This window comes from Streptomyces sp. MH60 (assembly GCF_002939385.1).
Taxonomy (GTDB): Bacteria; Actinomycetota; Actinomycetes; order Streptomycetales; family Streptomycetaceae; genus Streptomyces.
In genome coordinates this window covers 75,455-96,750 of sequence record NZ_MULI01000017.1, presented here as the reverse complement: position 1 = coordinate 96,750, position 21,296 = coordinate 75,455, and the positions used below count along the sequence as shown (strand labels likewise).

Sequence of the window (21,296 nt, the reverse complement as noted above, 5' to 3'; positions counted from 1 at the left end):
AAACTCACACCTCTCGCCGTATTGACTTCGAAACTTGAAGGCATAGTCTCTGCAACGTTGCTTTTACCTTCAGGTCCCTTCGTCGGTACCTCGAAGAGAGAACCGCCCCGGCAGCGTTGCCGGTAGCCCGAGGAGTACACGTGGCCAGCACATCGCAGGCGCCCAGTTCAGGAGCCGGGACGGCTCATCCCGATCATCTCGGGCACGTCATCTTCATCGCGGCGGCGGCCGCGATGGGCGGTTTCCTGTTCGGCTACGACAGTTCCGTGATCAACGGCGCGGTCGAGGCGATCCGGGACCGCTACGACGTCGGCTCCGCGGTGCTGGCCCAGGTCATCGCCGTCGCGCTGATCGGCTGCGCCATCGGTGCCGCGACCGCCGGCCGGATCGCCGACCGCATCGGCCGCATCCGCTGCATGCAGATCGCGGCGGTCCTGTTCACCATCAGCGCCGTCGGCTCCGCACTGCCCTTCGCGCTGTGGGACCTGGCCATGTGGCGGGTCATCGGCGGGTTCGCCATCGGCATGGCCTCGGTGATCGGCCCCGCCTACATCGCCGAGGTCTCCCCGCCCGCCTACCGCGGCCGGCTCGGCTCCTTCCAGCAGGCCGCGATCGTCATCGGCATCGCCGTCTCCCAGCTGGTCAACTGGGGCCTGCTGAACGCCGCCGGCGGTGACCAGCGCGGCGAGCTGATGGGCCTGGAGGCCTGGCAGGTCATGCTCGGGGTCATGGTGGTCCCGGCCGTCCTGTACGGCCTGCTGTCCTTCGCCATCCCGGAGTCGCCCCGCTTCCTGATCTCGGTGGGCAAGCGCGAGCGCGCCAAGAAGATCCTCGAAGAGGTCGAGGGCCGGGACGTGGACTTCGACGCCCGCGTCACCGAGATCGAACACGCCATGCACCGCGAGGAGAAGTCCTCCTTCAAGGACCTCCTGGGCGGCAGCTTCTTCTTCAGGCCGATCGTCTGGGTCGGTATCGGCCTGTCGGTCTTCCAGCAGTTCGTCGGCATCAACGTCGCGTTCTACTACTCCTCGACGCTGTGGCAGTCGGTCGGCGTCGACCCGACGGACTCGTTCTTCTACTCGTTCACGACGTCGATCATCAACATCATCGGCACCGTGATCGCGATGATCTTCGTGGACCGCGTCGGCCGCAGGCCGCTCGCCCTGATCGGCTCCGTCGGCATGGTGATCGGACTGGCGCTGGAGGCCTGGGCCTTCTCCTTCGACCTGGTCGACGGCAAGCTCCCGGCCACCCAGGGCTGGGTCGCCCTGATCGCCGCCCACATCTTCGTCCTCTTCTTCGCCCTGTCCTGGGGCGTGGTCGTCTGGGTCTTCCTGGGCGAGATGTTCCCCAACCGGATCCGCGCCGCCGCCCTGGGCGTGGCCGCCTCCGCGCAGTGGATCGCCAACTGGGCCATCACCGCGAGCTTCCCGTCGCTGGCCGACTGGAACCTCTCCGGCACCTACGTGATCTACACGGTCTTCGCCGCCCTCTCCATCCCCTTCGTGCTCAAGTTCGTGAAGGAGACCAAGGGCAAGGCCCTGGAGGAAATGGGCTGACCCGCCCGCCCCGAACCCGGGGAGGAGGGCCAAGTCCCCGCTGCCCCTCTCCCCGCACCGTCCGCCGCCCCGCCCGGTCACTCTCCGGGCGGGGCGGCGGTGTCTCGGGCGTCCGCACGGCCTCAGCCGCCGCGGAACTCGTTGTCAGACGCGCACGGTCTCGGGCTCCGCGGCCTGCTCCACCGGCGCCGCCGGGACGACCACCGCGGGCTTCGGCAGGACGACGTACAGCAGGCCGGAGATCACCACGGTGGCCACCCAGCCGAGTCCGTACTCGCCGATCACGTTGTTCGCCGCGAGCGGGCCGGTGAACCAGTCGGACGTGGTGAACATCAGACCGGCGACCAGGCCCACCGCCCAGGCGGCGACGGCGGCGGGGGAGAAGCCGCCGCGGTACCAGTAGGCGCTGGTGCGGCCGGTGTCGGCCAGGGCCTCGCCGTCGTACTCCCGGCGGCGCAGCATGTCCGCGCCGAACACGCCGACCCAGGCGGAGAAGGCCACCGCGAGCAGCGACAGGAAGGCGATGAACGAGCCCATGAAACTGGTCGCCGCCAGCATCAGCACGCCGCCGAAGACCAGCGAGATCACGGCGTTCACCGAGACCGCCCAGTGGCGCGGGACCTTGAAGCCCAGGGTCTGCGCGGTGAAGCCCGCCGAGTACATCGACATCGAGTTGATCAGCAGCATGCCGATCAGCGCGATCAGCAGGTACGGCACGGCGATCCAGGTCGGCAGGATCTCGCCCAGGAAGGAGACCGGGTCGGCGGCCGAGGCCAGGTCCGGCGTGGAGACCGCCATGACCGCGCCCATCAGCACCATCGGCAGCACGACGATCCCCGCACCGCCGACCGTGACCCCGACGATCCCCTTCGAGGAGGCCGTGCGCGGCAGGTACCGCGTGAAGTCCGGCGCGGACGGGATCCAGCTGACGCCGCCGGCCGCGATCAGGCCGACGCCGGTGATCATCGCGGCCACCGAACCGGCGGACCGGTCGAACACCGCGGACCAGTCGGTGTCGACGACCAGGTAGCCCAGCACCAGCACCGAGAAGGCACCGAAGAGGTACGCCGCGTACTTGTTGCACTTCTGCACGGCGTTGATGCCCAGCCCGGAGATCGCGAACGTCGCCACGACGAAGGCGAGCAGCGTCACCAGGTCCAGCACGCTGTTGGCGCGTATGCCGAACACGATGTCCAGGACGGTGAGCACGGCATAGGCACCGGTCACCGCGTTGATCGTCTCCCAGCCCCAGCGGGCCACCCAGATCAGCGAACCCGGCAGCAGATTGCCCCGCTGCCCGAACACCGCCCGGGACAGTGCCATCCCGGGAGCGCCGCCCCGCTTGCCGGCGATGCCGATCAGACCGACCAGGCCGTACGACACGACGGGCGCCGCGGCCGCGACGACCAGGGCCTGCCAGAAGTTGAGCCGGTACGCCACGACGAGGCTCGCGCCCATCGTGAGCAGCAGCACGCTGATGTTGGCGCCGACCCAGGTCGGGAACAGCTCGCGGGTCCGGGCGGTGCGCTCGTGGTCGGGCACCTGCTCGATGCCGCGGGTCTCCAGGGCGCCTTCGTTCTCGGCGGTCTTGCTCATGTGGGGGGTCCGTGCCTCGATCGTGGGGAAGAGGGGGCGGTCGGGACTCTACGCGCGTTGATGCGGCCTTCTCCATCGTACTTTGCTCCGACTCCTGCCCTCCAGGGGCCTTTGTCCTTTGTCGGAAACCACGAGCGGCCGCCAGCGGTGAGCCGTGACGCGGGTCGCGCATACTGGTCCCGTTATGGAAATCGTCATCCTTGCTGTAGTCATCGCCGTGGTCGTGATCGGCGCGCTCGGCGGGCTGGTCGTCGGCAGCCGCCGCAAGAAGCAGCTGCCCGAGCCGCCCCCCGCCACGCCCGACATCACCGCCCCTCCGGCCGAGCCGCACGTCGGCGACGAGGCCGAGACGCCGCGCGACGAAACGCGCCGGACGATAGAGGAGGTCGACCTCCCGGACGGCGGCACCGCCACCGTCGAGGAGCCGCCCGTCGTCGAAGAGCTCGAGATCCCGCAGATCGAGGTTCCCGAGCCCACCGCCGGCCGACTGGTCCGGCTCCGTGCCCGCCTCTCCCGCTCGCAGAACGCCCTCGGCAAGGGCCTGCTGACCCTGCTGTCGCGGGAGCACCTCGACGAGGACACCTGGGAGGAGATCGAGGACACGCTGCTCACCGCCGACGTCGGCGTGCAGCCCACCCAGGAGCTGGTCGAGCGACTGCGTGAGCGGGTGAAGGTCCTCGGCACCCGCACGCCCGAGGAGCTGCGCACCCTGCTGCGCGAGGAGCTGATCACCCTCGTCGGCCCCGACATGGACCGCGAGGTCAAGACCGAGCCCGCCACGAGCAAGCCCGGCATCGTGATGGTCGTCGGGGTGAACGGCACCGGCAAGACCACCACCACCGGCAAGCTCGCCCGGGTCCTGGTGGCCGACGGCCGCAGCGTCGTCCTCGGCGCCGCCGACACCTTCCGCGCCGCCGCCGCTGACCAGCTCCAGACCTGGGGCGAGCGGGTCGGGGCCCACACCGTGCGCGGGCCCGAGGGCGGCGACCCGGCCTCCGTGGCCTTCGACGCGGTCAAGGAGGGCAAGGAGATGGGCTCGGACGTCGTGCTCATCGACACCGCCGGGCGCCTGCACACCAAGACCGGCCTGATGGACGAGCTGGGCAAGGTCAAGCGCGTCGTGGAGAAGCACGCGCCGCTGGACGAGGTGCTCCTCGTGCTCGACGCCACCACCGGCCAGAACGGTCTGATCCAGGCCCGGGTCTTCGCCGAGGTCGTGAACATCACCGGCATCGTGCTCACCAAGCTGGACGGCACGGCCAAGGGCGGCATCGTGGTCGCCGTCCAGCGCGAGCTGGGCGTGCCGGTCAAGCTGATCGGACTGGGCGAGGGTGCGGACGACCTGGCGCCGTTCGAGCCGGCGGCCTTCGTGGATGCCCTCATCGGCGAGTGACGCCGTCTGTCGGCGCCCCCGCGCCCGCGCGAGAAGCGCCCGCCTCCCGAACCGGGAGACGGGCGCTTCGCCGTGTGGCGCGGGCGGGTGGCGTGTGCCGGGTGGGCGGGGGAGTGCCGACGGCCTGGGCGCGCTTGGAGGTGCGGCGAACCGTGCCGCCGCCCGTGTCCGCCGAGTGGCGGGCGCCAGGACGCGCGGCGCGCGGGTGCGGGGTCGATGCTCCCGGCCGGAGTCGGGGGCGCTTCGGCGTACGGGCGTACGGGCGCACGGGGACAGCGCGGGCTACGCCCGGGACCGGTGGGCCACGTACGCCAGGGTGCCCAGGAGCAGCCGTGCCGCCGGTGGCTTCGTGGCCGAGTCGAGGGCGGGGGGCCGCAGCCAGCGCACCGGGCCCCGGCCGCCGCGGTCGGAGGGCGGGGCCGTGATGTACGTACCGGGGCCGAGACCGCTGAGGTCGAGCGCCGACGGATCGTCCCAGCCCATGCGGTACAGCAGCCGCGGCAGCTCGGCGGCGGCGCCCGGCGCGACGAAGAAGTGGGCGCGGCCCTGCGGGGTGGCCGCGACCGGACCGAGCGGGAGGCCCATGCGCTCCAGCCGGGCCAGCGCCCGCAGCCCGGCGGACTCGGCCACCTCGATCACGTCGAAGGTCCGCCCGACCGCCAGCATCACCGCCGCGCCGGGGAACCGGGCCCAGGCCTCGGTCGCCTCGTCGAGGGTCGCACCGGCGGGCACCCGGGGCGCGAAGTCCAGGGGGTGCGCGCCCGGCGCCGGACAGTCGGGCAGGCCGCACGAGCAGGCGCCGCCGGCGGTCCGGGCGCCCGGCACCACGTCCCAGCCCCACAGCCCCGTGAACTCGGCCACGACGGTGCACTCCGAGGCGCGGCCGCGACGGCGCGCGCCGGCCCGGATCTCGCGCATGCCGCGACTGCTGCCGATGCCGATCGTGAAGCCCATGCCCCCTCCAACGGGTCCGACGCAGCGGCGGTTACGCAGCGGACGTAACGCGTGACTCTCTGTTTCCCACTCCCCAGTCCGGCGCGGTTCAGACAGCGTCCGGAAGCACTCCGGGTGGTGCGTCCGACGGCGCACGCCCCGGTGTGCACCGTTGCACCGACTCCCGGTTGGCCTATGTCAAGTGAATCGCGTCCCGGCCACCGCGAGTTCATTCGAAGGGGTGGCGAATGGTGGCGATTCCGCAATCGCCATGGCTGGGTGAGTGATCGCAGGACTACTTTGTGTGCATGGAGCCGTGGGGCACATGCACTTGTGGGTATGCCGGGGGCAACCGGGCTTTCCGTTCGAAGGGTGTCAACCGCCGGACGGAGGGCCGTAACCACCGGCATTCTGATAGGGCTTGGCGCACTCGGCGACAGGTGGTCTCAGGGATGGGGGCGTTCCAGTGAGTGGCAACGGCGGAAGCGGTACGGGCGCGGTGAGCGCGTCGCACGCTGACAAGCGCCCGAACGAGCTGCTCACCTCCTGGTTCGCCCGCAGCGGCTGGTCCAAGGGCGAGCTGGCCCGCCAGGTCAACCGCCGGGCCCGCCAGTTGGGCGCCAACCACATCTCCACCGACACCTCACGCGTGCGCCGCTGGCTCGACGGGGAGAACCCGCGCGAGCCGATCCCGCGCATCCTGTCCGAGCTGTTCTCCGAGCGTTTCGGCGTCGTCGTCTCCGTCGAGGACCTGGGCCTGCGTTCCACCCGCCCCACGCCCTCCGCGACCGGCGTCGACCTCCCCTGGACGGGCCCGCAGACCGTGGCCCTGCTCAGCGAGTTCTCGCGCAGCGACCTCATGCTGGCGCGGCGCGGCTTCCTCGGGAGCTCGCTGGCCCTCTCCGCGGGCCCGTCCCTCATCGAACCCATGCAGCGCTGGCTCGTCCCCACGCCCTCCGCCGCCCCGCCGGGGGCCGGGCGCGAGCCCGCGGCGCCCACCACCCGCGCGCGTGGGCGCCTGTCCCGGCCGGAGCTGGACCTCCTGGAGTCCACCGCCGTGATGTTCCGCCGCTGGGACGCCCAGTGCGGCGGCGGTCTGCGCCGCAAGGCCGTGGTCGGCCAGCTGCACGAGGTCACCGACCTGCTCCAGGAACCCCAGACCGAGACCACCCGCGCCAAGCTCTTCAAGGTCGCCGCCGAGCTGGCCGAGCTGGCCGGCTGGATGTCGTACGACGTGGGGCTCCAGCCCACCGCCCAGAAGTACTTCGTACTCGCCCTGCACGCGGCCAAGGAGGCGGGGGACCGGCCGCTCGGCTCCTACATCCTCTCCAGCATGAGCCGCCAGATGATCCACCTCGGCCGGCCCGACGACGCCCTGGAGCTGATCCACCTCGCGCAGTACGGCAGCCGGGACTGCGCCAGCCCCCGCACCCAGTCGATGCTGTACGCGATGGAGGCCCGCGCCTACGCCAACATGGGGCAGCCCGGCCGCTGCAAGCGCGCGGTGCGCATGGCCGAGGACATCTTCGCCGAGGCCGACGAGTGGGACGAGCCGGACCCCGACTGGATCCGCTTCTTCTCCGAGGCCGAGCTGTACGGGGAGAACAGCCATTCCTTCCGCGACCTCGCCTACGTGGCCGGCCGCAGTCCCGCCTACGCCTCCCTCGCCGACCCCCTGATGCGCCGGGCCGTGGAGCTCTTCGCCAAGGACGAGGAGCACCAGCGCTCCTACGCGCTGAACCTGATCGGCATGGCCACCGTCCACCTGCTGCGCCGCGAACCGGAGGAGAGCGCGGTCCTGGCCGTCGAGGCCATGGGCATCGCCAAGAAGGTCCGCTCCGAACGCGTCAACACCCGCATCCGCAAGACCGTCGACACGGCCGTACGCGATTTCGGCGACCTCGGTGAGGTCGTCGACCTCACCCAACGGCTCGCCGTCGAGTTGCCGGAGACCGCCGAAGCGGTCTGAACCCCACCAGCCCCGGCCGCGGCCGGCTCTCCCGAACTGCCCGACTCGGCTCCCCCATGCCAGGTCATTCGGAGGCCGCCGCGGCCGGCACCCCTTTTTGCGCCTGAACCGGCGCCGCTCTCGCGGACCTGGTCGCTCGCCGTCGGGGTGGCTCAGTCGATGGTTGCGCCGATCGTCGGTAAGGCCGCGTCACGATAGCGGTGACCCAGCCGGCGAACCAGCCGTTCACCCACGCGTAACACGCACCGCGCCTTCGTCACGGCGGCGAAACAACGAGGGGCACCCACCGAAACCGCGCTGCGCCAATCTCATGGCGCATAACCGGCCCACCCCTCACCCGCCCGCCCAGGCTTCGCCCGCACGGGGCCGTACCAACGACGAGGAGACGCCGATGGCTCCAGCCGTCACGCTCGCCGCGGAGACACAGCTCTCCGCCGCCAACACGGGCTTCATGCTCATCTGCTCCGCCCTGGTGATGCTCATGACGCCGGCCCTGGCCTTCTTCTACGGAGGAATGGTCCGGGTCAAGAGCACCCTGAACATGCTGATGATGAGCTTCATCAGCCTCGGCATCGTCACCGTCCTGTGGGTGCTGTACGGCTTCTCCATGGCGTTCGGCACCGACTCCGGCAGCGTCATCGGCTGGAACTCCGACTGGGTGGGCCTCAGCAACATCGGCCTGACCGAGCTGTGGGACGGCTACACCATCCCCGTCTTCGTGTTCCTGGTCTTCCAGATGATGTTCGCCATCATCACCCCCGCCCTGATCAGCGGCGCCCTCGCGGACCGCGTGAAGTTCACGGCCTGGGCGCTGTTCATCGCCCTGTGGGCGACGATCGTCTACTTCCCCGTCGCCCACTGGGTCTGGGGCGCGGGCGGCTGGGCCTTCGAACTGGGCGTGATCGACTTCGCCGGCGGCACGGCCGTGCACATCAACGCCGGTGCCGCGGCGCTCGGCGTGATCCTCGTCATCGGCAAGCGGGTCGGCTTCAAGAAGGACCCGATGCGCCCGCACAGCCTGCCGCTGGTCATGCTCGGCGCCGGCCTGCTGTGGTTCGGCTGGTTCGGCTTCAACGCCGGCTCGTGGCTCGGCAACGACGACGGCGTCGGCGCGCTGATGTTCGTCAACACCCAGGTCGCCACCGGCGCCGCCGTCCTCGGCTGGCTCGCCTACGAGAAGATCCGGCACGGTGCCTTCACCACCCTGGGCGCGGCCTCCGGCGCCGTCTCCGGCCTGGTCGCCATCACCCCGGCGGGCGGCGCCGTCTCCCCGCTCGGCGCGATCGCCGTCGGCCTCATCGCCGGAGTGGTGTGCGCCATGGCCGTCGGCCTGAAGTACAGGTTCGGTTACGACGACTCCCTCGACGTGGTCGGCGTCCACCTCGTCGGCGGCATCCTCGGCTCGCTGCTCATCGGCCTCTTCGCCAGCGGCAAGGGCCAGTCCGACGTCGAGGGCCTCTTCTACGGCGGCGGCCTCGACCAGTTCTGGAAGCAGTGCGCGGGCGTCTTCGGTGTCCTCGCCTACTCCCTGGTCGTCTCCGCGGTCCTCGCCTTCCTGCTGGACAAGACGATCGGCATGCGGGTATCGGAGGACGTCGAGGTGGCCGGCATCGACCAGGCCGAGCACGCCGAGACCGCATACGACTTCAGCGGCGCCGGCGGCGGTGCCGCCCGGACGACCGCCACGCCGGCCGCCTCCGCGGCGGCGTCGGCCCCGAGCAAGAAGGTGGACGCATGAAGCTCATCACCGCCGTCGTCAAGCCGCACCGGCTCGACGAGATCAAGGAGGCCCTCCAGGCCTTCGGGGTCCACGGCCTGACCGTCACCGAGGCCAGCGGCTACGGCCGCCAGCGCGGACACACCGAGGTCTACCGGGGTGCCGAGTACACCGTCGACCTGGTGCCCAAGATCCGTATCGAGGTCCTGGTCGAGGACGACGACGCCGAGCAGCTGATCGACGTCGTGGTCAAGGCGGCCCGCACCGGCAAGATCGGCGACGGCAAGGTCTGGGCGGTCCCGGTCGACACCGCCGTACGGGTCAGGACCGGCGAGCGCGGACCCGACGCGCTCTGACACGACCAACGAACAGGAGCCGCCGGGTGACGAGTACGGACGTGACGCCAGAAGCAGAGGACTCGGGGCCCGGCGGCTACGCGGCGGCCCGGCTGCGCCTCCTCACCGAGGGGGCGCGGTCCGGGCCGCCGCGCCGCGGGGCGCTCGCCGAACTGACCGACGACTGGCTGGCGGGCCTCTTCGGCGCGGGCACCGGGGGACAGGCGGGAGTCTCGCTCGTCGCGGTCGGCGGCTACGGGCGCGGCGAGCTGTCCCCGCGCAGCGACCTGGACCTGCTCCTGCTGCACGACGGCCGCGACGACAAGGCCGTCGCCGCACTCGCCGACCGCCTCTGGTACCCGGTCTGGGACCTCGGCCTCGACCTCGACCACTCCGTCCGCACCCCGCAACAGGCCCGGAAGACCGCGGGCGAGGACCTGAAGGTCCAACTCGGCCTCCTGGACGCCCGCCACCTCGCCGGAGACCCCGGCCTGACCGCCTCCCTGCGCACCGCCGTCCTCGCCGACTGGCGCAACCAGGCCCCCAAACGCCTCCCCGAACTCCGTGACCTGTGCGCCGAGCGCGCCGAACGCCAGGGCGAGCTGCAGTTCCTGCTCGAACCCGACCTCAAGGAGGCCCGGGGCGGCCTGCGCGACGCCACCGCCCTGCGTGCCGTCGCCGCCTCCTGGCTCGCCGACGCCCCGCGCGAGGGACTCGCCGACGCCCGGCGCCGCCTGCTCGACGTACGCGACGCCCTCCACCTGGCCACCGGCCGGGCGACCGACCGGCTGGCGCTGCAGGAACAGGACCAGGTGGCGGCCGAGCTGGGCCTGCTGGACGCCGACGCCCTGCTGCGGCAGGTCTACGAGGCGGCCCGCGTCATCTCCTACGCGGGCGACGTCACCTGGCGCGAAGTGGGGCGCGTACTGCGCTCGCGCTCCGTGCGGCCGCGGCTGCGCGCCATGATGAACGGCGGGAAACCGGTCGCCGAGCGCTCCCCGCTCGCCGAGGGCGTCGTGGAGCAGGACGGCGAGGTGGTGCTCGCCCGCACCGCGCGCCCCGAACGCGACCCCGTGCTCCCACTGCGTGCCGCGGCCGCCGCCGCACAGGCCGGACTCCCGCTCTCCCTGCACGCCGTACGGCGCCTGGCGGCCACCGCACGCCCCCTGCCCGCGCCCTGGCCCGCCGAGGCCCGCGAACAGCTGGTGACCCTGCTCGGTTCGGGCCGGCCCACGGTGCAGGTCTGGGAGGCGCTGGAGGCCGAGGGCCTGGTCACCCGGCTGCTGCCCGACTGGGAACGGGTCCGCTGCCGCCCGCAGCGCAACGCCGTGCACCTGTGGACCGTCGACCGGCACCTGATCGAGACCGCCGTCCGCGCCGCCGGGTTCACCCGCCGGGTGCACCGCCCCGACCTGCTGCTGGTCGCCGCGCTGCTGCACGACATCGGCAAGGGCTGGCCCGGCGACCACTCGGTGGCCGGCGAGACCATCGCCCGGGACGTCGCCACGCGCATCGGCTTCGACCGCGCGGACGCGGCGGTGCTGGCCACCCTCGTACGCCACCACCTCCTGCTGGTGGAGACGGCCACCCGGCGCGACCTCGACGACCCGGCCACCGTGCGCGCGGTCGCGGAGGCGGTCGGCACGGAGCACACGCTGGAGCTGCTGCATGCCCTGACCGAGGCGGACGCGCTGGCCACCGGGCCCGCCGCCTGGTCGTCCTGGCGCGGCTCCCTCGTCGCCGACCTGGTGAAGCGGGTCGCCGGGGTGCTGGCCGGTGAACCGCAGGCCGAACCCGCGGCCGCCGCGCCCACCGCGGAGCAGGAGCGGCTCGCGGTCGAGGCCTTCCGCACGGGCGGTCCGGTACTGGCGCTGCGGGCCCAGACCGAGCCCCCGGCCGCCGGTTCCGCGACGCCCGACGCGGCGACGGCCGACGGCCCCGAGCCGCTCGGCGTCGAGCTGCTGATCGCCGTACCCGACCAGGCGGGCGTGCTGCCCGCGGTGGCCGGGGTCCTGGCCCTGCACCGGCTGACCGTCCGCACCGCCGAGCTGCGGTCCCTGCCGCTGCCGGACGGCGTCGACGGCTCCGTCCTGCTCCTCGACTGGCGGGTCGCCGCCCAGTACGGCTCCCTGCCCCAGGCCGCCCGGCTCCCGCCGACCTGGTCCGGGCCCTGGACGGCACCCTGGACATCGCCGGACGGCTCGCCGAACGGGACGCCGCCCACCCCAGGCGCCGGGGCGTGGAGCCGCCGCCGCCCCGCGTCGCCGTCGCGCCGGCCGCGTCCCGGCTGGCCACGGTGATCGAGGTCCGCGCCCAGGACGCGCCGGGGCTGCTGTTCCGGCTCGGGCGGGCGCTGGAGGCGGCGGGCGTGCGGGTGCGCAGCGCGCACGTGTCGACGCTGGGGTCGAACGCGGTGGACGCCTTCTATGTGACGCGGGGCGAGGGGGTGCCGTTGCCGGGTGACGAGGCGGCATCGGTGGCCCGGGAGCTGGAGGAGTCGCTGCGGGCGTGACCTCGGGGGCGCGTCGTACCGCTCGCTGCGGCGGGCAGGTGCGGCGGGCAGGGACGAATTGCTTGCCGGGCCGGATACCCTGGAGGGCGACCCACACCAACGCCGACGCGAGGACCTACGCCGCCGTGTTCGATACTCTCTCCGACCGCCTGTCAGCCACCTTCAAATCCCTCCGGGGCAAGGGACGGCTGTCCGAGGCGGACATCGACGCCACGGCCCGCGAGATCCGCATCGCGCTCCTCGAGGCCGACGTGGCCCTGCCCGTCGTGCGCGCCTTCATCAAGAAGGTCAAGGAGCGCTCCCTCGGCGCCGAGGTCTCCAAGGCGCTGAACCCGGCCCAGCAGGTCCTCAAGATCGTCAACGAGGAACTGGTCGGCATCCTCGGCGGCGAGACCCGCCGTCTGCGCTTCGCCAAGCAGCCGCCGACCGTGATCATGCTGGCCGGTCTCCAGGGTGCCGGTAAGACCACCCTCGCGGGCAAGCTCGGCCACTGGCTCAAGGAGCAGGGCCACTCGCCGCTGCTCGTGGCCTGCGACCTCCAGCGCCCCAACGCCGTCAACCAGCTCAGCGTCGTCGCCGAGCGCGCCGGTGTCGCGGTCTACGCCCCCGAGCCGGGCAACGGCGTGGGCGACCCGGTCAAGGTCGCCAAGGACTCCATCGAGTTCGCCAAGTCCAAGGTCCACGACCTGGTCATCGTCGACACCGCCGGCCGCCTGGGCATCGACCAGGAGCTGATGCAGCAGGCCGCGGACATCCGCGACGCCGTCAGCCCCGACGAGATCCTCTTCGTCGTCGACGCGATGATCGGTCAGGACGCGGTCAACACCGCCGAGGCCTTCCGCGACGGCGTCGGCTTCGACGGCGTGGTGCTCTCCAAGCTCGACGGCGACGCCCGTGGTGGCGCGGCCCTGTCGATCGCCTCGGTGACCGGCAAGCCGATCATGTTCGCCTCGAACGGCGAGAAGCTCGAGGACTTCGACGCCTTCCACCCGGACCGGATGGCCTCCCGCATCCTCGACATGGGTGACCTGCTCACCCTGATCGAGCAGGCGGAGAAGACGTTCAGTCAGGAAGAGGCCGAGAAGATGGCCTCCAAGCTGGCGTCCAAGAAGGGCCAGGACTTCACCCTGGACGACTTCCTGGCCCAGATGGAGCAGGTCAGGAAGATGGGCAGCATCAGCAAGCTGCTCGGCATGCTGCCCGGCATGGGCCAGATGAAGGACCAGATCAACAACCTCGACGAGCGCGACGTCGACCGCACGGCCGCCATCATCAAGTCGATGACCCCGGCCGAGCGCCAGGAGCCGACGATCATCAACGGCTCGCGCCGCGCCCGTATCGCCAAGGGTTCCGGCGTCGAGGTCAGCGCGGTGAAGAACCTGGTCGAGCGGTTCTTCGAGGCCCGCAAGATGATGTCCCGCATGGCCCAGGGCGGCGGCATGCCCGGGATGCCGGGGATGCCGGGCATGGGCGGCGGGCCGGGGCGGCAGAAGAAGCAGCAGAAGAAGGCCAAGGGCAAGCAGCGCTCGGGCAACCCGATGAAGCGCAAGCAGCAGGAGCAGGAGGAGGCCGCCCGTCGTGCCGCCGCCGCCCAGAGCGGCGGCGCGCTGGGACTGCCCCAGCAGGGCGGGCAGGACTTCGAGCTGCCGGACGAGTTCAAGAAGTTCATGGGCTGACCGCCCGTTCCGTACGCGGCACCGCACCGGGGCGCCCCTCGACGAGACCGAGGGGCGCCCCGGCGTCGTACACCCACATGCCCGCGCGGCTTTCCTGTCGTAGCGTCCGGATATGACCAATCCGTCCCCGCCGCGCAAGGCACCCGAGCCGCCCTGGCGGACCGAGGGCACGCCCGACGAGCCGCCCAAGCCGCCACCCGGGGGCAGGAGGATGCGCGGCGGCTGGTGGAACCTGGTCCTGGCCGCGCTGATCGTCTACCTCATCGCCAACCTCGTGCTCTCCTTCTTCAACGAGGGCGACGAGCCGACCATCTCCTACACGGAGTTCAGCAAGCAGGTCGACGAGGGCAACGTCAGCAAGATCTACGCCAAGGGCGACGCGATCCAGGGCCAGCTGAAGAAGGCCCGGGACAATCCCGAGGGCGACGGGACGTACACCAAGTTCACGACCGAGCGGCCGACCTTCGCGGACGACCGGCTCTGGGCCGACCTGACCGAGAACAAGGTCACGGTCACCGCCGAGCCCGTCGTGCAGCACCGCAGCCTCCTGGCCAACCTGCTGATCGCGCTGGCCCCGATGCTGCTCCTGGTGGTGTTGTGGATCTTCGTCGCGCGGCGCATGCGGGGTGCCCTGGGCGGCGGGGCGGGCGGCATGCTCGGCCGCAAGGCGCCGCCCAAGCCGGTCGAGCTGGAGGCCGGGAAGCCGCGCACCACCTTCGCCGACGTCGCCGGGATCGACGAGGTGGAGGGCGAGCTGAGCGACGTCGTCGACTTCCTGAAGAACCCGGACGCCTATCGCCGCATGGGTGCCAAGATGCCCCGGGGTGTCCTGCTGACCGGCCCGCCCGGCACCGGGAAGACGCTCCTCGCGCGCGCGGTGGCCGGAGAGGCGGGCGTGCCGTTCTTCTCCGCGTCGGCGTCCGAGTTCATCGAGATGATCGTGGGCGTGGGCGCCTCCCGGGTGCGGGAGCTGTTCGCCGAGGCCCGCAAGGTGGCGCCCTCGATCATCTTCATCGACGAGATCGACACCATCGGCCGCGCCCGCGGCGGCGGCTCCGGCATGGGCGGCCACGACGAGCGCGAGCAGACCCTGAACCAGATCCTGACCGAGATGGACGGCTTCTCCGGCTCGGAGGGCGTGATCGTCATCGCCGCCACCAACCGTGCCGACATCCTGGACGCCGCCCTGACCCGCCCCGGCCGCTTCGACCGGGTGGTCAGCGTCTCGCCGCCGGACAGAAGCGGCCGGAAGGCGATCCTGGAGATCCACACCCGCGAGATCCCGCTCGCCCCGGACGTCGACCTCGCCCAGGTCGCCCGTACGACACCGGGCATGACCGGCGCGGAACTCGCCAACCTCGCCAACGAGGCGGCGCTGCTCGCGGTCAAGCGGAAGCAGGACCGGGTGACGCAGGCGAACCTCTCCGAGGCACTGGAGAAGGTCCAGCTGGGGGCCGAGCGCCCCCTGGTGATGCCCGAGGAGGAACGCCGGCGCACCGCGTACCACGAGAGCGGACACGCCCTGCTGGGCATGTTGCAGCCGGGCGCCGACCCCGTTCGCAAGATCACCATCGTGCCGCGCGGCCGGGCCCTCGGGGTGACGCTGTCGACGCCGGACGCGGACAAGTACGCGTACACGGAGGAGTACCTGCGCGGGCGGATCATCGGCGCGCTCGGCGGCATGGCGGCCGAGCACGTCGTGTACGGGATGATCACGACGGGTTCGGAGAGTGACCTGGAACAGGTCACCAACATCGCCCGCGGCATGGTCGCCCGCTGGGGCATGAGTGAGCGGGTCGGACGGCTCTCCGCCCTCCCCGGCGACGCCCAGCAGGCATACGGCCTCGCCGCCGCGCCGCAGACGCTCGACGCGATCGACGGCGAGATGCGACGGGTCGTGGACTCCTGCTACGAGGAGGCCGTGCGCAAGCTGCGCGACCACCGGGGGCAGCTCGACGCGCTCGCCGAGTCGCTGCTGGCGAGCGAGACGCTGGACGAGGCGGAGGCGTACCGCATCGCGGGGATCACCCGGCTGACGAAGGACGACCCGGAGATGTGAGCGGCCGTCCGGGCCCGCGCGCGGTCACTGCTTCTGCGGGAACTTCCAGACACGCAGGGTTCGCCGTCCTCCTCCGACCAGTGGACCTCGACGCTGGTCGCGCCCGCCGGGATCACGTAGGTCTCGCGGAAGACGCGGCTCCCGCCCTGCGCCAGGTCGCCGCCCGAGGCCGGCCGGGAGGGCGACGGCGGGGGCGCGGCGGACGCCCCGCTCTTCGCCTACGGGCTCCTGTACGCAGGTGTGTCTGTTCCCCCGAACGGTGGATCAGGGGAGAGGTCCATGATCCACCGGGGGAATCCGCCCGCGCCCCGGACCGGCTTCTTCACACCATTCACCTCTGCATCGGAAGAAGCACGTCAGGCGCCGCACATACTCGGCCGGAAACGGTCGGAGTCAATCGTCAGGGGACTCGTGCGATCAGGTAGCGGAACACGTTCGGCATCCACACGGTGCCGTCCGGCCGCTGGTGCGGGTGCAGGGCCTCCGTCAGCTCCTTGTCGACCTGTTCCCGGTCGGTCGCCGCGACCGCCGCGTCGAACAGCCCGGTGGACAGCAGTCCGCGCACCGCGCTGCCCGGGTCGGCGTAGCCGAACGGGCACGCCACCCGCCCCGAGCCGTCCGGCCTGAGCCCGGCCCGCTGGGCGACCTCCTCCAGGTCGTCGCGCAGGGCGGGGCGCCAGCCGCCCGGGCCGCGCATCGGGTCGGTGAGCTTGGCGGCCACCCGCAGCACCGAGGTCGTGGCGCACCGCTCGGGCGGGCCCCAGCCGGCCAGCACCACGGCCGCGCCGCGGGCGGCGAGCGGCGTCGCCCGGGCGAGCAGCTCGCCGAGCTCCTCCGCGTCGCCCGCGCGGCATCCGGTGGGTTCGAAGGCGGTCACCAGGGTGAACGCCGGTGCCGTGGGGTCCGCCGCGTCCTCGGGCGAGCCCTCGACGATCCGTGGCGCGTCGGCACGCGCGCGCGTGCTCACCGCGCCGCCCGCCCCGGGTCCCGCGGTCGTCCCAGGCTCCTCGGACGCCCCGGACAGCAGGCGCCGGCGGGCCAATGCCAGGAGGTCAGGGGAGCGGGAGTCGACCCCGGTCACCGTGGCACCGCGCGCGGCGGCCATCAGCAGCGCGAGACCGGAACCGCAGCCCAGGCCCAGCATCCGGGTGTCGCCGCCCACGTCCAGTCGCTCGTAGACGGCCTCGTAGAGCGGTACGAGCATCCGCTCCTGTATCTCGGACCAGTCACGCGCGCGTGCCCGCAGGTCCACGTGAGGCGTCGCCCTCGCGTGAGATGGGTGCTGCCGCACGAGCGTAGGTGTCATAGGAAAGTGCCCCAATCGCCGAGTGTTGCCGCCGTGCCCGATTCCATGGCCCCCGTGCAGTGCGCTCGCAACTCCCCCCGTATGCCAGGTAACTCCGGGCTCGCCCCGGCGTCCAGTGGTAGCGGGGCCCGGTTTGCCCGATCCCCGGCAGCGTGGCGAGATTTCACTTCCCGGCAACATGGGTCTGACCGCGCGGTACCCGGGGCGACCCCGTCGCGCCCCCTCGACCGGTTGGCCGGATCGTGTCGCTGGGCGATGACCGAGGGTGGCCGCCGCACGGACGGCACGGTTCCGGCCAAGGTCGACCAGGTCAACGGCGCCCGCGCGGGACCCGGACGGGCCGGGAGGCGGGGCGGTGCCGCACGCCGGCGGCGTACCCGGTAACGTCGCGTCCGTCGTCACGTCCGTCGCCGCGTCCACTCGGACCGCGTCCCTCCGGCGCGACAGCGGCCGAAACGGCCCTTGCGCCCGCGCGGGTCCCGCACTCCGGCGCCTGGACGGCGGCTACGCGCCGGCGCGTACGTCGGACTACGCACCAGCTTGGTACGAGCTGTGAGGCTTCTCCGCAGATCAGCGCACCCGCCCTCGTCGGGACGCATCAGCGGCAACTGACTGGTACGTGCAAATTATTTGGGATGCCCCGGAATAGGAACACAGCGGCCCCCCGGCTCGTTGTCATTACGTGAGCACGACACCACCTGTTCTCGCCGCAGAGCTGGCGCAGGCGTGGGCCGACATTCAGCGGCACCACACCGAGCTGCCCGATCTTGCCGCGCCCGAGTCCCTGATCGGAGAGTCGTCGTCCGCCTGCGGACACGAACTCTCCTTCGAGCGACTGCTTCACGAGGCAGTCCACGGCATCGCCGCCGCGCGCGGAGTACGCGACACCTCCCGCGCGGGGCGCTATCACAACCGTCGGTTCCTCGCGATCGCCGAGGAGCTGGGCCTGGACCATCCCGAGGAGCCGCATCCCAGCAGCGGCTTCTCGCTGGTCACGCTCACCCCCGAGGCGAAGCGCCGCTACCGCCCGACGATCGAACGCCTGCAGCGCGCGCTGAAGGCCCACACCGTCGCCACCGCGACCGACACGGCCCGCAGCTTCCGCGGTCCGGCCGCCCGCCACGGCTCCTCCGGGGGAGGGGTGCGCGTGAAGGCGGTCTGCGACTGCGGGCGCAACGTCCGCGTCGTCCCGTCGGTGCTGGCCCAGGCCCCGATCATGTGCGGCGGCTGCGGCAAGCCGTTCCGGATCCCGGAGGTGGTCGGCGCGGGAGTGAGCTGACGGTCCGGCTGCTCGTGGCAGCCGGACCGGGGCCGGGTTCCGTCGGGAGCCGAGCGGCCCGCCCCACGGGCGGGCCCGGTGCCCTCGGTCCGACGGGCCTGCCCGCGTGTGGCACAATGGCTAGCTGTACTCGACAGTCGCACAGGACCCCTCTCTCCTCCGGCTGACGCGTCCATCGGGCACTCGGGTACCGCAACCCCACGCGGCTCTCTCGCCGTGCCCAACCACGTCAAAACCAGGAGAACCCACTCCCGTGGCAGTCAAGATCAAGCTGAAGCGTCTGGGCAAGATCCGTTCGCCTCACTACCGCATCGTCGTCGCCGACTCCCGTACCCGCCGTGACGGCCGGGCCATCGAGGAGATCGGCAAGTACCACCCGACGTACAACCCGTCGGTGATGGAGGTCGACGCCGAGCGTGTCGCGTACTGGCTCGGTGTCGGCGCCCAGCCGACCGAGCCCGTGCTCGCCATCCTGAAGAAGACCGGCGACTGGCAGAAGTTCAAGGGCGAGCCCGCCCCGGCTCCGCTGCTGCAGCCGGCCGAGAAGGCGGCCCGCCCGTCCTTCGAGGCGATCGGTGGCGAGGACGAGGGCAAGGGTGAGGCGATCACCCAGAAGAAGAAGGCCGACAAGAAGGACGAGGCCGCTGCCGAGTCCTCCGCGTCCGAGGCCTGAGCATGCTCGAGGAGGCTCTCGAGCACCTCGTGAAGGGCATCGTCGACAATCCTGACGATGTGCAGGTCGCCTCGCGCAACCTGCGCCGCGGACGGGTGCTCGAGGTCCGGGTCCACCCGGACGACCTCGGAAAGGTGATCGGTCGCAACGGCCGCACCGCACGCGCCCTGCGCACCGTCGTGGGCGCCATCGGAGGGCGCGGTGTCCGTGTCGACCTCGTCGACGTGGACCACGTCCGCTGACGCCAATCGCAGCACCGGCTCGGGCCGGGGAAGGCCACTGGGCCGTCCCCGGCCCGCAGTCGTATGAGCCCGACCGGCTCGTCGCAGTACCGACAGGAGATCAAGCACAGTGCAGCTGGTAGTCGCGCGCATCGGCCGCGCCCACGGAATCAAGGGCGAGGTGACCGTCGAGGTCCGCACGGACGAGCCGGAGCTGAGGCTCGGGCCCGGAGCCGTCCTGGCCACCGATCCCGCCTCCACCGGGCCGCTCACCATCGAGACCGGCCGGGTGCACAGCGGCCGCCTGCTGCTGCGCTTCGTCGGCGTCCACGACCGCACCGGCGCCGAGGCGCTGCGCAACACCCTCCTGATCGCCGACGTGGACCCGGACGAGCGGCCCGAGGACGAGGACGAGTACTACGACCACCAGCTGATCGACCTCGACGTGGTGACCGCCGACGGCACCGAGGTGGGCCGCATCTCCGAGATCTCCCACCTGCCCACGCAGGACCTCTTCGTGGTGGAGCGCCCCGACGGCAGCGAGGTCTACGTGCCGTTCGTCTCCGAGATCGTCACCGCGATCGACCTGGACGAGCAGCGCGCGGTCATCGACCCGCCGCCCGGACTGATCGACGACCGGGCCGAGATCGCCTCCGCGCGGGACGCCGCCGGGGACGTGGCCGCGGACGCCGAGGACACCGCCGGGGACGAGGCGTAATGCGGCTCGACGTCGTCACGATCTTCCCCGAGTACCTGGAACCGCTGAACGTCTCCCTCGTCGGCAAGGCACGCGCGCGCGGACAGCTCGGCGTCCACGTGCACGACCTGCGCGAGTGGACGTACGACCGTCACAACACGGTCGACGACACCCCCTACGGCGGCGGCCCCGGCATGGTCATGAAGACCGAGCCGTGGGGCGACGCGCTGGACTCCGTGCTGGCCGACGGCTACGAGACGGGGTCCGGCGAGCCCGCCCTGATCGTGCCCACGCCCAGCGGCCGGCCCTTCACCCAGGAACTCGCCGTCCACCTCTCCGAACGGCCCTGGCTGATCTTCACCCCCGCCCGCTACGAGGGCATCGACCGCCGCGTCGTCGACGAGTACGCGACCCGGATGCCCGTGTACGAGGTGTCCATCGGCGACTACGTCCTGGCCGGCGGCGAGGCAGCCGTACTCGTCGTCACCGAGGCTGTGGCCCGGCTGCTGCCCGGCGTGCTCGGCAACGCCGAGTCCCACCGGGACGACTCCTTCGCCCCCGGCGCCATGGCCGGCCTGCTGGAAGGCCCCGTCCACACCAAGCCGCCGCTGTGGCGCGGGCGCGGCATCCCGGACGTGCTGCTCAGCGGCCACCACGGGAAGATCGCCCGCTGGCGCCGCGACGAGGCCCTGCGCCGCACCACGGCCAACCGGCCCGACCTGATCGAACGGTGCGATCCCGCCGCCTTCGACAAGAAGGACCGCGAGATGCTCTCCATCCTGGGCTGGCAGCCCGACCCGGACGGGGAACCGTACGGCCGATTTTGGCGCAGGACCCCGGGCATGGAAGAATAGGCGGCTGTTGTGCGTCCGTCCGGAGCGCGCCCCTGCCACAGGGGGAGACGACGCCCGTCCCGACCCGCACGACCCTGATTCCGAAACACCTAGTTTCCGTTGATGACCTGTGGCATCAGCGAAGAAAGCAGACGAAATGTCTCACCTGCTCGACTCCGTCGACGCCGCGTCGCTGCGCAGCGACGTCCCGGCCTTCCGCCCCGGCGACACCGTCAACGTCCACGTGCGCGTCATCGAGGGCAACCGCTCCCGTGTGCAGCAGTTCAAGGGCGTGGTCATCCGCCGCCAGGGCGCCGGCGTGCGCGAGACCTTCACGGTCCGCAAGGTCTCCTTCTCCGTCGGCGTCGAGCGCACCTTCCCGGTGCACACCCCGATCGTGGAGAAGATCGAGCTCGTCACCCGCGGTGACGTCCGCCGCGCCAAGCTGTACTACCTGCGCGAGCTGCGCGGCAAGGCCGCGAAGATCAAGGAGAAGCGCGACAGCTGAGCGCCCTCCGAGGTCCGCGCCGGGGCCGGA

At 71.8% G+C, this 21,296-nt stretch carries 16 protein-coding genes and 1 pseudogene; 14 read left to right on the top strand and 3 right to left on the bottom strand.

All coding sequences use genetic code 11. The annotated features are described in order from the left end of the window. The first annotated feature begins 140 nt into the window (after positions 1-140). On the top strand, positions 141-1,559 hold the full coding sequence (locus BZZ08_RS14180; RefSeq protein ID WP_104632556.1) for a sugar porter family MFS transporter: 1,419 nt from the start codon (positions 141-143) through the stop codon (positions 1,557-1,559). A 144-nt stretch (positions 1,560-1,703) separates the two neighbouring features. Here BZZ08_RS14180 and BZZ08_RS14175 read toward each other — a convergent pair whose 3' ends face one another. Next, the gene (locus BZZ08_RS14175; protein WP_104632555.1) at positions 1,704-3,155 is read right to left on the bottom strand and encodes a cytosine permease; all 1,452 of its coding nucleotides are present in this window, start codon (positions 3,153-3,155) and stop codon (positions 1,704-1,706) included. A gap of 184 nt (positions 3,156-3,339) precedes the next feature. Between BZZ08_RS14175 and ftsY the strand changes: the two genes are divergently transcribed. Beyond that, positions 3,340-4,548 carry a signal recognition particle-docking protein FtsY gene (gene ftsY, locus BZZ08_RS14170; RefSeq protein ID WP_104632554.1) on the top strand — a complete coding sequence of 403 codons (1,209 nt, stop codon included), beginning with the start codon at positions 3,340-3,342 and terminating at the stop codon, positions 4,546-4,548. Between the two features lie 282 nt (positions 4,549-4,830). Here the strand turns inward: ftsY and BZZ08_RS14165 are convergent, their stop codons facing one another. Then, the gene (locus tag BZZ08_RS14165; RefSeq protein ID WP_104632553.1) at positions 4,831-5,502 is read right to left on the bottom strand and encodes a bifunctional DNA primase/polymerase; all 672 of its coding nucleotides are present in this window, start codon (positions 5,500-5,502) and stop codon (positions 4,831-4,833) included. 445 nt (positions 5,503-5,947) lie between these two features. Here BZZ08_RS14165 and nsdA point away from each other — a divergent pair, with 445 nt between their 5' ends. From nsdA to ftsH, 6 genes and pseudogenes are all read left to right on the top strand, one after another. Next, positions 5,948-7,450, top strand: coding sequence for a transcriptional repressor NsdA (gene nsdA / locus BZZ08_RS14160; protein ID WP_104632552.1), 1,503 nt, complete (start codon positions 5,948-5,950; stop codon positions 7,448-7,450). Positions 7,451-7,841: 391 nt separating this feature from the next. Beyond that, the gene (locus tag BZZ08_RS14155) at positions 7,842-9,188 is read left to right on the top strand and encodes an ammonium transporter (RefSeq protein ID WP_104632551.1); all 1,347 of its coding nucleotides are present in this window, start codon (positions 7,842-7,844) and stop codon (positions 9,186-9,188) included. Beyond that, positions 9,185-9,523: a P-II family nitrogen regulator gene (locus tag BZZ08_RS14150; RefSeq protein ID WP_003973409.1), complete on the top strand. Its 339-nt coding sequence runs from the start codon at positions 9,185-9,187 to the stop codon at positions 9,521-9,523. Before BZZ08_RS14155 ends, BZZ08_RS14150 begins: the two co-directional genes overlap by 4 nt. 26 nt (positions 9,524-9,549) lie before the next feature. Continuing rightward, positions 9,550-12,014 (top strand): annotated as a pseudogene (locus BZZ08_RS14145) ([protein-PII] uridylyltransferase). A 125-nt stretch (positions 12,015-12,139) separates the two neighbouring features. Then, the gene (gene ffh / locus BZZ08_RS14140) at positions 12,140-13,690 is read left to right on the top strand and encodes a signal recognition particle protein (RefSeq protein ID WP_104632575.1); all 1,551 of its coding nucleotides are present in this window, start codon (positions 12,140-12,142) and stop codon (positions 13,688-13,690) included. Positions 13,691-13,802: 112 nt separating this feature from the next. Next, complete coding sequence (gene ftsH, locus BZZ08_RS14135; protein WP_104632550.1) at positions 13,803-15,749, top strand: ATP-dependent zinc metalloprotease FtsH; 1,947 nt, start codon at positions 13,803-13,805, stop codon at positions 15,747-15,749. Between the two features lie 400 nt (positions 15,750-16,149). On the opposite strand, the gene BZZ08_RS14130 is transcribed toward ftsH, so the two are convergent. Further along, positions 16,150-17,055, bottom strand: coding sequence for an SAM-dependent methyltransferase (locus BZZ08_RS14130; protein WP_104632549.1), 906 nt, complete (start codon positions 17,053-17,055; stop codon positions 16,150-16,152). A 682-nt stretch (positions 17,056-17,737) separates the two neighbouring features. Here BZZ08_RS14130 and BZZ08_RS14125 point away from each other — a divergent pair. The 6 genes from BZZ08_RS14125 to rplS all read left to right on the top strand — a co-directional run bounded on the left by BZZ08_RS14125 (position 17,738) and on the right by rplS (position 21,266). Then, positions 17,738-18,334: a hypothetical protein gene (locus BZZ08_RS14125; RefSeq protein WP_052838381.1), complete on the top strand. Its 597-nt coding sequence runs from the start codon at positions 17,738-17,740 to the stop codon at positions 18,332-18,334. 253 nt (positions 18,335-18,587) lie between these two features. Then, on the top strand, positions 18,588-19,007 hold the full coding sequence (gene rpsP / locus BZZ08_RS14120) for a 30S ribosomal protein S16 (protein ID WP_007444852.1): 420 nt from the start codon (positions 18,588-18,590) through the stop codon (positions 19,005-19,007). 2 nt (positions 19,008-19,009) lie between these two features. After that, complete coding sequence (locus tag BZZ08_RS14115) at positions 19,010-19,249, top strand: RNA-binding protein (protein ID WP_003973401.1); 240 nt, start codon at positions 19,010-19,012, stop codon at positions 19,247-19,249. Positions 19,250-19,358: 109 nt separating this feature from the next. After that, positions 19,359-19,946, top strand: a complete 588-nt coding sequence (rimM, locus tag BZZ08_RS14110) for a ribosome maturation factor RimM (RefSeq protein WP_104632548.1) — start codon at positions 19,359-19,361, stop codon at positions 19,944-19,946. Beyond that, positions 19,946-20,779 carry a tRNA (guanosine(37)-N1)-methyltransferase TrmD gene (gene trmD, locus BZZ08_RS14105; RefSeq protein WP_104632547.1) on the top strand — a complete coding sequence of 278 codons (834 nt, stop codon included), beginning with the start codon at positions 19,946-19,948 and terminating at the stop codon, positions 20,777-20,779. Before rimM ends, trmD begins: the two co-directional genes overlap by 1 nt. A 136-nt stretch (positions 20,780-20,915) precedes the next feature. Further along, a complete protein-coding gene (rplS, locus tag BZZ08_RS14100; RefSeq protein WP_003973398.1) occupies positions 20,916-21,266 on the top strand; it encodes a 50S ribosomal protein L19 in 351 nt (116 codons plus the stop codon). Positions 21,267-21,296 lie beyond the last annotated feature (30 nt).